Here is a 13,365-nt window from a genome sequence, read left to right as displayed (position 1 = left end):
AACCGGCCAACGTTCACGGACAGAGTGCTAGCGCGTCTTCGCGAACCTCGCCTTCAGGTTCGTCCGGCCCGCCTCCGTGAGCCGGCCGAACAGGCGCAGCCGAGCCAACCCGCCGTCCGGGTAGATGTCGAGGCGGGCCTCCGTCACCTCCGGGCCGTCCGGGAGCGCGAAGCGGTGGCGGGTGTCCGGCTGCAGGCGCGTCTTCGGCAGCAACGGCACCCACTCCCCATACGTCTCGCGGCCGCTCACCGAGGCCCAGCCCGGCGCGTTGCCCTTCAGGTTGCTCGTGTCCAGCTCGACGAACCGGACGATCCCGGCGCCCGCGAGCCGCAGGGTCACCCAGTCGTTGCCGTCGTCGCGGCGGCGGGCCGTCTCCCAGCCCTCCGCCTGGTGGGCGGCCAGGCCCGGCGACAGGATGTTGTTCGGCGACGAGTAGAACCGGTTGCTGCAGCCCGTCACGACCGCGCCGTTCTCCAGCGCCGCCAGGTCCAGCGCGTCCAGGTCGAGCAGCGCCGGGTCCGGGATCGGCGCGCCGTGCACGCGCAGGCGGGCCACTCCCCCGTCCGGGTGCTGGGTCAGCCGGACGTGCGTGTAGCGCCGGGAACCGTTGACCGCGTAGAAGTTCTCCGTGTGGCCCGAAGCCGGGGCGCGGTCGACCAGGACGTCCCACTCGGCCGCCGCCACCTCCGCCGCCGACGGGTAGCCCGGGAGCGACGTCGCCTCGACCGAGACGAACGGCGGGTAGTTGCCCTTGAAGAACGCCGTGTCGACGATGACGCCGGTGATCGTGCCGGCCAGGCCGAGCCGGATGATCGCCTGGTCGTCACCCGGTTCGCGGTGGCGGCGGGTCTCCCAGCCGTCGTAGACCTGGCCCTTGGGCCCGAACGTCTCCGCGCGGTGCGCCGGCACCCACGGGTTGACCAGGTTCTCCTTCTCGGCGAACAGCTCGTCGGTCGCCCACATCACCGTGCCGCCGAAGCGGCGGGACGCGAGGTCGGGCAGTTCTGTCCACTCCGGACGGTCGGTCACAGAGCCTCCCTTTCAGCAGTTCCCGCGGGTCAGCAGCGCGCCGCGCGGCTCGTCGCCGGTGATTTCGGTGCCCCGCAGCCAGGTCGAGCGGACGACGCCGGCGAGCGGCCGCCGGTCGTAGGCGCTGACCGGGTTGCGGTGCTTCAGTTTCGCGACGTCGACGACGAACGCCTCCTCCGGCGCGAACACGCAGAAGTCGGCGTCGTAGCCGACCGCCAGGTGCCCCTTGCGGCGCATCCCGGCCTGCGCGGCCGGGCGCTCGGCCATCCACCGCACGACGTCGGTGAGCGCGAAGCCGCGCTGCCGCGCCTGCGTCCAGATCGCCGGCAACCCCAGCTGCAGGCTGGAAATCCCGCCCCACGCCTGGCCGAAGTCGCCGCTGTCGAAGCGCTTCAGCTCCGGCGTGCACGGCGAGTGGTCGCTGACGATCGTGTCGATGACGCCGTCGGCGAGGCCCTGCCAGAGCAGCTCGCGGTTGGCCGCCTCGCGGATCGGCGGGCAGCACTTGAACTGCGTGGCGCCGTCGCGGATCTCCTCGGCGACGAAGCTGAGGTAGTGCGGGCAGGTCTCCGCCGACAGCAGGACGCCGTCGCGGCGGGCCGCGGCGATCAGCGGCAGGGCGTCCGAAGAGGACAGGTGCAGGATGTGGGCCCGCGCGGAATGGCGCCGGGCCGCCTCGATGACGTGCGAGATCGCGAGGTTCTCCGCCTGCCGGGGCCGCGAGTGCAGGAAGTCGACATAGCGACCGCCGTGCGGTTCCGGCGCCGAATCGATCTCGTGCGCGTCTTCGGCGTGGACGATCATCAGCGCGTCGAAGGAACTCAGCTCCCCCAGGGCTTCGTCCAGCCCGGCCGGGTCGAGCGGCGGGAACTCGTCGACGCCGGAGTGCAGCAGGAAGCACTTGAAGCCGAACACCCCGGCGTCGTGCAGGCCGCGCAGATCACCGGCGTTGCCCGGGATCGCGCCACCCCAGAAGCCGACGTCGACGTGCACCCGCCCGGCCGCCGCCTTGCGCTTGACCTCCAGGGCCGCGACGTCGACGGTCGGCGGCAGGCTGTTCAGCGGCATGTCCACGATCGTGGTCACCCCGCCCGCGGCGGCCGCGCGGGTCGCCGTCTCGAAGCCCTCCCACTCGGCGCGGCCGGGGTCGTTGACGTGGACGTGCGTGTCGACCAGCCCCGGCAGCAGCACGACGTCGTCACCGAGGTCGAGGACGCGGTCGCCGGCCAGCGCCGCGCCGGCGGGTTCGACCGCGACGATCCGGCCGCCCTCGACGCCGACGGTCGCCGGGACCTCGCCCTCGGCCGTCACGGCCCGGGCAGCACGCACCACAAGATCCATCCGAAAGCCCTTCTGCGGGAGGATGACCACCGCCGATTTCACAGAACGGAAAGGCGGTTTCGCACAACGACAGTAACCACGGCGCGCGCCGCTCGTCAACGACAGAGGCCACGCGTTACGGTCATCTTCGTGCGGCTTGAAGCGGAGTTCACCAGCGAACCGTTCCTCGGCGAGGGTTCACCGCCCGAGCACGCCGTCGCCGCCCGCGACGCCGCGACGGAAGCCGGGCTGGACACCGATTTCGGCCCGCTCGGCACGCTCGCCCGCGGCGAGGCGAAGGAGCTGCTCGAAGCCCTCCCGGCGATCGCGAAGGCCGCGCTGGAAGGCGGCGCCACGCGGGTCACGCTGCAGCTGCGCCGGGCCGACGACCCGGGCAGCCCGCCCGTCGTCGAACTCAACGACGCGCTGGCCCGGCTGATCGCCGACGTCGAGCGGGAACTGGGCGCCAAGCTGGGCGAACTCGACCGCGCGGGCAAGCAGCGCGCGGTGCGGCTGCTGCGCGAGCGGGGCGCCTTCGGGCTGCGGAAATCCGTCTCGTCGGTGGCCGACGCGCTGGGTGTCACGCGGTTCACCGTCTACAACTACCTCAACCGGGAAGCCGACTGACCAGCGCTTTCAACAAAATGTTGACGGAAGTGCGGCGCCGACGTACGGTCAGCCCGTGCTGCTCACCGAGTTCAACACCGCCGACACCACCGACGTCCGCCCGCTGCTGACGGAGTGCCTCGCCGTGCCCCGGTGGGCCGACGCCGTGCTGGCCGGGCGCCCGTACGCCGACCTCGACGCGCTGCAGGCCGCGGCCGACCTGCCGCTGAGCAGCGACGAGATCCGGCAGGCGATGGCCGCGCACCCGCGGATCGGCGAGAAACCGGCGGGCGGCTGGGCGAGGTCCGAACAGTCCGGTGTGGACAATGCGGACGCGTTCACCGCGGCGAACGCCGAGTACGAAGCCAAGTTCGGGCACGTCTACCTGGTCTGCGCGAGCGGCCGCAGCGGCGACGAGCTGCTGAAGATCCTGCGTGAACGGCTGGGCAACGACCCGGCGACCGAGCTGGCCATCGCCGGCCGGGAACTGGTGAAGATCGCCTCGCTGCGGCTGGCCAAGGCGGTGACGGCGTGAGCCTGGTGACCACCCACGTCCTCGACACGGCGGCCGGGCGCCCGGCGAAGGGCATCGCCGTCCGCTTCGAGACCGCCGACGGCGAGCCGATCGCCGAGGGCCGCACCGACGACGACGGCCGCATCCGCGACCTCGGCCCGGATTCCCTGGCCCCGGGCGTCTACCGCCTGGTCTTCGACACCGGCGCCTACCTCGGCCCGGACGCGTTCTTCCCGGAAGTGGCGCTGACCTTCCGGATCACCGATCCCGCGGCGCACCACCACGTGCCGCTCCTGCTGAGCCCGTTCGCCTATTCGACCTACCGAGGGAGCTGACCGTGGCCATCACCCTGGGCCCCAACCAGTACGGCAAGGCGGAGGTCCGCCTGGTCACGGTGCGCCGCGACGGCCCGGTGCACCACCTGAAGGACCTGACGGTGTCGACGTCCCTGCGCGGCGAGCTGGCTGCGACGCACCTGACCGGCGACAACGCCGGCGTGCTGGCGACCGACACGCAGAAGAACACCGTGTACGCCTTCGCGAAGGAGGCGCCGGTCGGCGAGATCGAGGACTTCGGCCTGCGCCTGGCCCGCCACTTCGTCGGCACGCAGGAGAACATCACGGGTGCGCGCGTCAAGCTCGACGAGCACGGCTGGGACCGGATCCCGGTCGGCGGCGAGCCGCACGACCACGCGTTCAGCCGGTCCGGCGACGAGCGCCGCACGACGGCGGTGACGGTCCAGGGCGACCGCGCCTGGGTCGTGTCCGGCATCGACGGCTTGACGCTGCTGAAGTCGACGGGCTCGGAGTTCCACGGCTTCCCCCGCGACCAGTACACGACGCTGGCGGAGACGACCGATCGCATCCTGGCCACGGCGGTCACGGCCCGGTGGCGCTACCAGGGCACCGACATCGACTGGGCGGCTTCGCACGGCGAGATCCGGCGGCTGCTGCTGGAGACGTTCGCGACGAAGCACAGCCTTTCGCTGCAGCAGACGCTGTACGCGATGGGCGAAGCGGTGCTGAAGGCGCGCGAAGAGGTCGCCGAAGTGCGGTTGTCGCTGCCGAACAAGCACCACTTCCTGGTCGACCTGAGCCCGTTCGGGCTGAAGAACGACAACGAGGTGTTCTACGCGGCGGACCGGCCGTACGGGCTGATCGAGGGCACGGTCCTGCGGGACGACGCCGAGGACTCGGGCCCGGCCTGGGACATCCACTGAGTTGATAGAACGATCTATCATCGAGGGGTGGCAGGGACCAAGGAACGCATCATGGCCGCCGGCGCGGAACTCTTCCGGCGCAACGGGTACGCCGGCACCGGCCTGAAGCAGATCGTCACCGAGGCCAACGCGCCCTTCGGGTCCCTCTACCACTTCTTCCCCGGCGGCAAGGAACAGCTCGGCGCCGAGGTCATCCGGACCTCCGGGCTCGCCTACATCGCTCTTTTCGACCTCTTCATCGCCCCGGCCGAGGACCTCGTCAGCGGCATCGAAGCCTTCTTCGCCGCCGGGATCGCCACTCTCCGAGCCACCGACTACGTCGAGGGCTGCCCCATCGCGACCGTCGCGCTCGAGGTCGCCGCCACCAACGAGCCGCTCCGGCAGGCCACCGCCGAGGTCTTCACCGCCTGGATCGACGCCGGGACCGAGAGGTTCGCGAAGTTCGGACTGTCCCGGGAAGCCGCCCGGACCCTCACCATCACCGCGGTCAACAACCTCGAAGGCGCCTTCGTCCTCTGCCGCTCGTTGCGGGACACCGAAGCCATGGCCGTGGCCGGGGCCGCGACCGTCGACGTGGCTCGACGGCTCGAAAGCGCACAACTTTAGTCGGGAATTGAACACAAGTCACCAACATGGCGCTTGACCGCGCAGCAACCAACAGCGTAATGGTCTAGTCCTCCTGCCTCACACCGTCGTCCGGTTGGAGCCGCCATGCGCCGTGCCGCCGTCGTCACCGCTGTCATCGCCCTCGCCGCCACCCTCGCGACCACGAGCCCCGCCGAAGCCCTCGAGAACGGCCTCGCCCGCACCCCGCCGATGGGCTGGAACACCTGGAACACCTTCGAATGCAGCATCAACGAGACCCTCGTCAAGCAGACCACGGACCTGATGGTCAGCTCCGGGCTGCGCGACCGCGGCTACACCTACGTCAACCTCGACGACTGCTGGATGACCTGGTCCCGTGACGGCAGCGGCAACCTCGTCGCCGATCCCGCGAAGTTCCCCAGCGGCCTCAAGGCGCTCGGCGACTACATCCACGCCCGCGGGATGAAGTTCGGGATCTACGAAGACGCCGGCACGATGACCTGCCAGGGCTACCCCGGCAGCCTCGGGCACGAACAGGCCGACGCCACCCTCTTCGCGAACTGGGGCGTCGACTACCTCAAGTACGACAACTGCCACAACGACAGCAGCACCCAGCAGGACTACGTCCGCCGCTACTCGGCGATGCGCGACGCGCTGCAGGCCACCGGCCGCCCGATCACTTACAGCATCTGCGAATGGGGCTACTTCGACCCCGCGACCTGGGCCGCCGACGTCGGCAACCTGTGGCGCACCACCGGCGACATCACCAACAACTGGGGCAGCATCGACGGCATCTACCGGCAGAACGTCGGGCTCGACGCGGCCGCGAAACCGGGAGCGTGGAACGACCCCGACATGCTCGAGGTCGGCGACGGCATGGACTTCCAGGAGGACCGCGCGCACTTCACGCTCTGGGCGGCGATGGCGGCGCCGCTCATCGCCGGCGCCGACCTGCGCTCGGCGAGCGTCGCCACCTTCTCGACCTACCTCAACCCGGACGTCATCGCCATCGACCAGGACCCGCTGGGCAAGCAGGCGCGGCGGATCGCCACCGGGGACGGGCAGGACGTCCTCGCGAAACCCCTCCAGGACGGTGCCGTCGCCGTGGTGCTGTTCAACGAAAACAGCACCACGAAGACCATCTCGACGACGGCCGCCGCGGCCGGGCTGCCCGCGGCGGGGAGCTACCGGCTGAGCAACCTGTGGTCGAAGGAGCTGACCACCAGCGACGGCACGATCAGCGCGAACGTCCCGTCGCACAGCACGGTCGTCTACCGCGTCAGCCCCGGCTCCGGCACCAGCATCGGCACCACCCAGCCGATCCAGGGCGCGTCGTCGGCGCGCTGCATGAACATCGAAGACAGCGTGGCCGACATCCGGGACTGCGACGGCGGCAGCCACCAGGCCTGGACGTTCACCAGCGCCGGGGAGCTCAAGGCCGACGGCCGCTGCCTCGACGCCAAGGGCGGCACCAGCGCGTCCGGGACCCAGCTCATCCCCTGGACCTGCCACGGCGGCGCGAACCAGAAGTTCGAGCTCGAAGCCGACGGCTCGATCACCCAGGCCGGGCTGTGCGTCGACGTCACCGGCGGCGACAAGCCCGCCGGCAACGTCAACGGCACCCCGCTCGAACTGTGGACCTGCAACGACGACGCCAACCAGAACTGGCAGCTCAGGTAGCGGTCAGGTGCTCCGGCCGCACCGGGACGCGGGTCAGCGCGAGCCCGGTCGCGGCCCGGATCGCGGCCACGATCGCCGGGGTCGAGGAGATCGTCGGCGGCTCCCCCACCCCGCGCAGGCCGTACGGCGCGTGCGGGTCCGGGCGTTCCAGGACGTCGATGCTCATCGGCGGCATGTCCAGCACCGTCGGGATCAGGTAGTCGGTGAAGGAGGGGTTCCGGATCTTCCCGCCGGAGGTCTGGATCTCCTCCATCACCGCGAGCCCGAGCCCCTGCGCCGAGCCGCCCTGGATCTGGCCGAGCACGGCCTGCGGGTTCAGCGCCCGGCCGACGTCCTGGGCGCAGTCCAGCGCGACCACCTTGACCAGGCCCAGCTCGGTGTCGACGTCGACGACCGCCCGGTGCGCGGCGAACGCGTACTGCACGTGCGCGGTCCCCTGCCCGGTCTCCGGGTCCAGTGCCGCCGTCGGCCGGTGCCGCCACTCGACCGTTTCGTCGTAGACGTCGTCGCCGAGTACGTCCACCAGGTCCGCGAGCACCTGGCCGTCGGCCGCGACGAGCTTGCCGCCGACCACGCGCACTTTCGCGTCGAACCGGGACAGCAGCTTCGCCCGCACCGCACCGCAGGCGGCCTGCACCGCGCCGCCGGTGACGTAGGTCTGCCGGGAGGCCGACGTCGAGCCGGCGTTGCCGATCGAGGTGTCCATCGGCAGGACCGTCACCTGGTCGACGCCGAGCTCGGTGCGGACGATCTGCTGCATGATCGTCACCAGGCCCTGGCCGACCTCGCAGGCCGCGGTGTGCACGGTCGCGGCCGGCTCGCCGCCGACCAGCTGCAGGCGAACGCGAGCCGTCGAATAGTCGTCGAAGCCCTCGGAGAAGCAGACGTTCTTGATCCCGACGGCGTACCCGACGCCGCGGACGACGCCTTCGCCGTGCGTCGTGTTCGAGACGCCGCCCGGCATGTGCCGCAGGTCGAACGGCCGCTCCGGGGGCAGCGGCATCTCCCGCACGCGGGTCAGCAGCTCCGCGACCGGCGCTTCCGCGTCCACGACCTGGCCGGTCGGCATCAGGTCGCCCTCGCGCATCGCGTTGCGGACGCGGATCTCGACCGGGTCCACCCCGCAGGCCGCGGCCAGCTTGTCCATCTGCGACTCGTAGCCGAACGCGGCCTGCACCGCGCCGAAGCCGCGCATGGCGCCGCACGGCGGGTTGTTCGTGTACGTGCCCCAGCAGTCGACCGCCACACTGTCCACTTTGTACGGGCCGACGCCGAGCGTGGCGGCGTTCGCGACCACCGCGCCGGTCGAGGACGCGTACGCGCCGCCGTCCAGGAACAACCGGGTCCGCACGTAGACCAGGCGGCCGTCGGAGGTGGCGCCGTGCTCGTAGTACATCTTCGCCGGGTGGCGGTGGACGTGCCCGTAGAAGGACTCTTCGCGGTTGTAGACCATCTTCACCGGCTTGCCGGTGTGCAGGGCCAACAGGCAGGCGTGCACCTGCATCGACAGGTCCTCGCGGCCGCCGAACGCCCCGCCGACGCCGCCGAGGGTCAGCCGCACCTTCTCGGCCGGCAGGCCCAGCGCGGCAACGATCTGCTGCTGGTCGACGTGCAGCCACTGCGTCGCCACGTACAGGTCGACACCACCTTCGGTGTCCGGCACGGCGAGCCCGGACTCCGGGCCCAGGAAGGCCTGGTCCTGCATGCCGACCTCGTAGACGCCGGAGACGACGACGTCGGCGGCGAGGTCCTGCGGGCCGCGGCGGATCTTCACGTGCCGGACGACGTTGCCGCCTTCGTGCAGCGAAGGCCCTTCGCCCGCGACAGCCGCTTCGGAGTCCGTCACGGGAGACAGCTCTTCGTAGGTGACGGCGATCCGCTTCATCGCGCGGCGCGCGGTCTCCGGGTGGTCGGCGGCGACCAGCGCCACCGGTTCGCCCTGGTAGCGCACGACATCGGCGGCGAGCACCGGCTGGTCGGCGTGCTCGAGACCGTAGCGGTTGACGCCGGGGACGTCCTCGTGCGTCAGCACCGCGTACACCCCGGGCACGGCCAGGGCTTCGGCGATGTCGATCGACGTGATCCGCGCGTACGGGTGCGGGCTGCGCAGCGTCACGCCCCAGACCATGTCCTCGTGCCACAGGTCCGAGGAGTAGGCGAACTCGCCGCGGACCTTCACCGTGCCGTCGGGGCGCTGCGGCGAAGTGCCGACGCCGTTCGCGGTCGCCGTCGTGACGGCGGTGGTGCTGGTCATCTGCCCTCCCTCAACCGGGCGCTCGCGGCGGCCAGCTCGCGGGCGATGCCGGACTCGTCGGCTTCGCGCAGGGTGCCGTCCTCGACGACGGCCTTGCCGCCGACGAACAGGCGGCGCAGCGGCGGCGTGGTGCCGAGCACCAGCGCCGCGACCGGGTCGGTGATGCCGGCGTAGTTGAGCCCGGTCAGGTCCCAGACGGCGAGGTCGGCGAGCTTCCCGGGCTCGATCGACCCGAGGTCGGCCGCCCGGCCGAGGCAGCGGGCGCCGCCCATCGTGCCCATCCACAGCGCTTCGCGCGTGGTCAGCCCGCGCGGGCCGCCGCGCTGGCGGGCCTGCAGCAGCGACTGGTGCAGTTCTTCGCCGAGGCCGCCGGATTCGTTGGACGCGGCCCCGTCGGCGCCCAGGCCGACCGGGACCCCGGCGTCGAGCAGGTCCCGGACCGGGGCAATGCCCGCGCCGATGCGGCCGTTGGACGTCGGGCAGTGCGCCGAGCCGGTGCCGGTCGCGCCGAACCGGCGGATCGCCTCGGGCGCCAGGTGGATCGTGTGGGCGAGCCAGACGTCATCGGCGAGCCAGCCCAGCTTGTCGGCGTACTCGGCGGGCGTGCAGCCGACCTCGGCCAGGCACTGCTTCTCCTCGTCGAGGGTCTCGGCGAGGTGGGTGTGCAGGCGGACGCCCTTGCGCCGGGCCAGCTCGGCCGCGCCGGACATCAGCCGTTCGGTGACCGAGAACGGCGAGCACGGGCCCGCGGCGATCTGCAGGTGGGCACCGGCGGAGTCGTCGTGGAAGCGGTCGATCGCCGCTTCGGTGCCGGTCAGCGCGTCCTCGGTCGACTCGACAAGGTTGTCCGGCGGCAGGCCGCCGTCGGACTCGCCGCGGTCCATCGACCCGCGCACGACGTGCAGCCGGACGCCGATCCGCTGCCGGGCCGCGGCCAGCGCGGCGACCTGGTCGCCGCCGTCGCGCGGGAAGACGTAGTGGTGGTCGGCGACGGTGGTGCAGCCGGTGAGCGCCAGCCGCGCCATCCCGGCGGTGCCCGCGGCGTGCGTGATCTCGTCGTCGAGGCGGCCCCAGACCGGGTAGAGCGCGACCAGCCACTCGAAGAGCGTGTGGTCGGCGGCCATCCCGCGGGTCGCCCACTGGTAGAGGTGGTGGTGGGTGTTGATCAGCCCCGGGGTGACCAGGCAGCCTCCGGCCTCGACGCGCTCGTCGAACTCGCCGGTGTACACGCCTTCGCCGACTTCGGAGATCCGGTCGTTCTCGACGACGACGTGCCCGCTCGCGTACTCCTCGCCGCTGACGGTGGCGATGGCCGCGTTCGCGATGAGCGTCCTCACCGGGCACCACCCTTCGCCGCCCCGCGCACCGCGTCGAGGATCTTCTCGTAGCCGGTGCAGCGGCAGAGGTTGCCGGCCAGCGCCTCGCGGATCTCCTCGTCGCTCGGGTCGGGCACGCGGTTCAGCAGGTCGTGGGCGGCGACGACCAGGCCCGGCGTGCAGAACCCGCACTGGACCGCCCCCGCATCCACAAAGGACTGCTGGACCGGGTCGAGGGTGTCGCCGTCGGCCAGCCCCTCGACCGTGCGCACCACCCGGCCCTCGGCCTGCCCGGCCGCGACCAGGCACGCGCACACCGGGACGTCGTCGAGGTAGACCGTGCAGGAGCCGCATTCGCCCTGCTCACAGGCGTTCTTCGAGCCCGGGAGCCCGAGCCGCTCGCGCAGCACGTACAGCAGGCTTTCGCCTTCCCAGACGTCGTCCGCCTGCCGCGGCTCGCCGTTGATCGTGACATTCAGGCGCATGCGCGCTCCCCCGTCCGGTGTTCGTCCCAGGCCCAGGTCAACGTACGCCGCGCAAGTACCCCGAGGGCGTGCTTCCGATACGCGGCGCTCCCCCGGACGTCGTCGATCGGGGCGGCGGCCGCGGCCACCAGCTCGCCGAAGCGGCGTTTCAAGGAGTCCGTGAGCGGCTCGGGGGACGTCCACGGCAGCTCGGCGGCCAGGAAGTCCTCGGCCTCCCGGGCCCGGCGCGGGGTCGGGGCGGCGGAACCGATCGCGGCGCCGACCTGGCCGTTCCGCAGCGACAGCGCAAAGGAGCAGACCGCGATGACCATGGCGTTGCGGGTGCCGACCTTGGCGAACTGCTGCGGCCCGGCGTGCGCGGGCAGGTGAACGGCGGTGATCAGCTCGTCCTCGGCCAGCGCGTGGCGTTTCACGCCGACGTAGAACTCCTCCGCGCGGAGGAGGCGGGTCCCCCGCACGGAGGCCACCTCGACCTGCGCGTCCAGGGCGAGCAGCACCGGGTGGGTGTCCCCGGCGGGCGAGGCGGCGCCCAGGTTGCCGCCGACCGTGCCGCGGTTGCGGATCTGCGGGGACCCGACCGTGCGGGAGGCCATGGCCAGCGCCGGGACGGAATCACCCAGTTCGGTGATGACCCGGGAGTACGGGACGCCGGCGCCGAGCCGGACCGTGCCACCCGAGTGGTCCACAGTGGACCACTCGGCCAGCTCGCCGACCGTGGTCAGGTCCAGCAGGGCCTCGGGACGCCGGTGGTCGAAGTTCAGCTCGACCATCACGTCGGTGCCACCGGCGATCGGCACCGCGCCGGGCCACTCGGCCTTGAGCGCCAGTGCCTCGGCGAGCGTCGTGGGACGCAGGAACTCCACTCGTTGCTCCTTCGTGGGGGCGATAGACCAGTAGACGACGGATCACGGCCGGGCGGCAACGGCGCCACGCATGAAACGCACAGCAGCGGACGCGGTGGCCTTTGTGCTTTCCTACAAGCCTCATGACGACGGTGAAAACTCTGCTGGGCCTGCCCGGGCTGCGGCTGCGCCCGCGGGCCGGCGACGACCTGCTCGACCGGCCGGTGACGCGCATCTACGTCACGGAGCTGTCCGACCCCGGACGGTACCTGTCGGCCGGTGAGCTGGTGCTTTCCGGCCTGCTCTGGTGGCACGAGCCGGGCGACGCCGAGCCGTTCGTGGCCGCGCTGGCCCGCTCGGGCGCGGCGGCGCTGGCCGCGTCCGGCGCCGACTCGGGCGGCATCCCGGACGACGTCGTCGACGCCTGCGTCCGGCACCGGATCCCGCTCCTGGAGGTGCCCGCCGACCTGTCGTTCTCGGTGATCACCGAGCAGGTGGTGCTGGCGCTGGCCGCCGCGTCCGACAGCGCGCGCAAACGTTTGCAGGCGGCGGCCGAGGCACCGGTCGAGACGCTCGTGGAGCGCGCCTCGGCGGAACTCGGGCTGCCCTGCTGGGTGCTGTCGGGCCTGGGCAGGCTGATCGCCGGGACGGCCCCGCTGCCGCTGCCCGCCGAGGACGTCGTCCGCCGGTACGCGGCCCGCGAGCCGGGGCCGCTGACGGTGGTCCCGGTCGAAGGGCGGCACGCGGTGCCGTGGCTGATCGCGGCAGGCGGGCCGCTGAGCACCGCGCAGGCCGAGCTGGCGGAGGAGGTGGCGGGCCTCGTCGGGGTCACGCGGGCGCGGGCCTCCCGGCCGGCCGTGCCGGTGCCCGAGGACGCCTGCGTCGTCGCGCTGCGGACCGAAGGCAGCGACGAGAGCCGGGACGTACTGGGCGAGCTGCTGCCGGAGGCGGTGCTGCTGGACACCGCCGGGGAGACGGCGTACGCGGCCGTGGTGCGGCCGTCCGTGGCCGGGCTGTCCACTGTGGAGCCACTGCTGCGGGCGGAGCGGATCCTGTGCGGGGTCGGCGAGCCGGGCCCGCGCGAGGAGGCCGTGGAGAGCGCGCGGTACGCCGTGCAGGTGGCGGCGCGCCGCCCCGGCCGGGTGGCGGTGGTCCGGGCCGGCGAGGTCGACGTGCACGAGCTGCTGCTGGCCGGGGCACCGGACGGGCTGCGGGCGGCCCTGCGCCGCCGGGTGCTCGGGCCGCTGCTGGCCTACGACGCGGAGCAGCACACGGACCTGGTGCACACGGTCCGCGTGTTCCTGGAGTGCTCGGGCTCGCCGACCCGGGCGGCGAAGGCGTTGCACGTCCACGTCAACACCCTGCGCTACCGGATCGGGCGGGCGGGGGAGCTGCTCGGCGCGGACCTGACGGAGTTCACCGACCAGCTCGACGTCTACCTCGCCCTGCGCGCGGGCGATTGACGCGCCGCTCGCCCGCTCGGCGCAGGGGGAACGCCTTGCACCCCACCGCCCG

At 72.2% G+C, this 13,365-nt stretch carries 13 protein-coding genes; 7 read left to right on the top strand and 6 right to left on the bottom strand.

Annotated elements, in window-relative coordinates; genetic code table 11:
* Nucleotides 1–27: 27 nt before the first annotated feature.
* Together alc and allB are read right to left on the bottom strand one after the other, a co-directional pair.
* Complete coding sequence (alc, locus tag ABZX11_RS03805) at nt 28–1,029, bottom strand: allantoicase (protein WP_176172193.1); 1,002 nt, start codon at nt 1,027–1,029, stop codon at nt 28–30.
* 12 nt (nt 1,030–1,041) lie between these two features.
* Nucleotides 1,042–2,370, bottom strand: a complete 1,329-nt coding sequence (allB, locus tag ABZX11_RS03800) for an allantoinase AllB (RefSeq protein ID WP_354909595.1) — start codon at nt 2,368–2,370, stop codon at nt 1,042–1,044.
* Nucleotides 2,371–2,499: 129 nt separating this feature from the next.
* On the opposite strand from allB, the gene ABZX11_RS03795 reads away from it, so the two are divergent.
* From ABZX11_RS03795 to ABZX11_RS03770, 6 genes are all read left to right on the top strand, one after another.
* Nucleotides 2,500–2,976 (top strand): helix-turn-helix domain-containing protein, encoded by a 477-nt coding sequence (locus ABZX11_RS03795; RefSeq protein ID WP_176172195.1) that lies wholly within the window; start codon nt 2,500–2,502, stop codon nt 2,974–2,976.
* 55 nt (nt 2,977–3,031) lie between these two features.
* Nucleotides 3,032–3,490, top strand: coding sequence for a 2-oxo-4-hydroxy-4-carboxy-5-ureidoimidazoline decarboxylase (uraD, locus tag ABZX11_RS03790; RefSeq protein WP_354909593.1), 459 nt, complete (start codon nt 3,032–3,034; stop codon nt 3,488–3,490).
* A complete protein-coding gene (uraH, locus tag ABZX11_RS03785) occupies nt 3,487–3,804 on the top strand; it encodes a hydroxyisourate hydrolase (protein WP_354909590.1) in 318 nt (105 codons plus the stop codon). The genes uraD and uraH overlap by 4 nt, the downstream gene beginning before the upstream one ends.
* Before the next feature lie 2 nt (nt 3,805–3,806).
* Complete coding sequence (gene pucL, locus ABZX11_RS03780) at nt 3,807–4,688, top strand: factor-independent urate hydroxylase (protein ID WP_354909588.1); 882 nt, start codon at nt 3,807–3,809, stop codon at nt 4,686–4,688.
* A 51-nt stretch (nt 4,689–4,739) separates the two neighbouring features.
* Nucleotides 4,740–5,294 carry a TetR/AcrR family transcriptional regulator gene (locus ABZX11_RS03775; protein WP_176177872.1) on the top strand — a complete coding sequence of 185 codons (555 nt, stop codon included), beginning with the start codon at nt 4,740–4,742 and terminating at the stop codon, nt 5,292–5,294.
* Between the two features lie 105 nt (nt 5,295–5,399).
* Entirely contained in the window at nt 5,400–6,953 is a 1,554-nt protein-coding gene (locus tag ABZX11_RS03770; protein WP_354909586.1) for a ricin-type beta-trefoil lectin domain protein, read from the top strand.
* Here the strand turns inward: ABZX11_RS03770 and pucD are convergent.
* The 4 genes from pucD to ABZX11_RS03750 are packed head-to-tail and all read right to left on the bottom strand — an operon-like array spanning nt 6,946 to nt 11,871.
* The gene (gene pucD, locus ABZX11_RS03765) at nt 6,946–9,207 is read right to left on the bottom strand and encodes a xanthine dehydrogenase subunit D (RefSeq protein ID WP_354909584.1); all 2,262 of its coding nucleotides are present in this window, start codon (nt 9,205–9,207) and stop codon (nt 6,946–6,948) included. The genes ABZX11_RS03770 and pucD overlap by 8 nt on opposite strands.
* Nucleotides 9,204–10,544 (bottom strand): 8-oxoguanine deaminase, encoded by a 1,341-nt coding sequence (locus ABZX11_RS03760; RefSeq protein WP_354909582.1) that lies wholly within the window; start codon nt 10,542–10,544, stop codon nt 9,204–9,206. Before ABZX11_RS03760 ends, pucD begins: the two co-directional genes overlap by 4 nt.
* Nucleotides 10,541–11,008 carry a (2Fe-2S)-binding protein gene (locus ABZX11_RS03755; protein WP_176172202.1) on the bottom strand — a complete coding sequence of 156 codons (468 nt, stop codon included), beginning with the start codon at nt 11,006–11,008 and terminating at the stop codon, nt 10,541–10,543. Before ABZX11_RS03755 ends, ABZX11_RS03760 begins: the two co-directional genes overlap by 4 nt.
* Nucleotides 10,999–11,871, bottom strand: coding sequence for a xanthine dehydrogenase family protein subunit M (locus ABZX11_RS03750; protein ID WP_354909580.1), 873 nt, complete (start codon nt 11,869–11,871; stop codon nt 10,999–11,001). The genes ABZX11_RS03755 and ABZX11_RS03750 overlap by 10 nt, the downstream gene beginning before the upstream one ends.
* A 122-nt stretch (nt 11,872–11,993) precedes the next feature.
* Between ABZX11_RS03750 and ABZX11_RS03745 the strand changes: the two genes are divergently transcribed.
* Nucleotides 11,994–13,313, top strand: a complete 1,320-nt coding sequence (locus tag ABZX11_RS03745) for a PucR family transcriptional regulator ligand-binding domain-containing protein (RefSeq protein ID WP_354909577.1) — start codon at nt 11,994–11,996, stop codon at nt 13,311–13,313.
* Nucleotides 13,314–13,365: the final 52 nt, after the last annotated feature.

The organism is Amycolatopsis sp. NPDC004169, from assembly GCF_040610315.1.
Taxonomy (GTDB): domain Bacteria; phylum Actinomycetota; class Actinomycetes; order Mycobacteriales; family Pseudonocardiaceae; genus Amycolatopsis.
The sequence above is the reverse complement of the archived record's forward strand: the minus strand, read 5'-3'. Positions and strand labels throughout refer to the sequence as shown.

Bases quoted from the DNA above. Each gene is read 5' to 3' on its own strand.
- pucD (WP_354909584.1), bottom strand. From the start codon at position 9,207: ATGACCAGCACCACCGCCGTCACGACGGCGACCGCGAACGGCGTCGGC.
- ABZX11_RS03775 (WP_176177872.1), top strand. From the start codon at position 4,740: ATGGCCGCCGGCGCGGAACTCTTCCGGCGCAACGGGTACGCCGGCACC.
- ABZX11_RS03745 (WP_354909577.1), top strand. From the start codon at position 11,994: ATGACGACGGTGAAAACTCTGCTGGGCCTGCCCGGGCTGCGGCTGCGC.
- ABZX11_RS03770 (WP_354909586.1), top strand. From the start codon at position 5,400: ATGCGCCGTGCCGCCGTCGTCACCGCTGTCATCGCCCTCGCCGCCACC.
- allB (WP_354909595.1), bottom strand. From the start codon at position 2,370: ATGGATCTTGTGGTGCGTGCTGCCCGGGCCGTGACGGCCGAGGGCGAG.
- ABZX11_RS03755 (WP_176172202.1), bottom strand. From the start codon at position 11,008: ATGCGCCTGAATGTCACGATCAACGGCGAGCCGCGGCAGGCGGACGAC.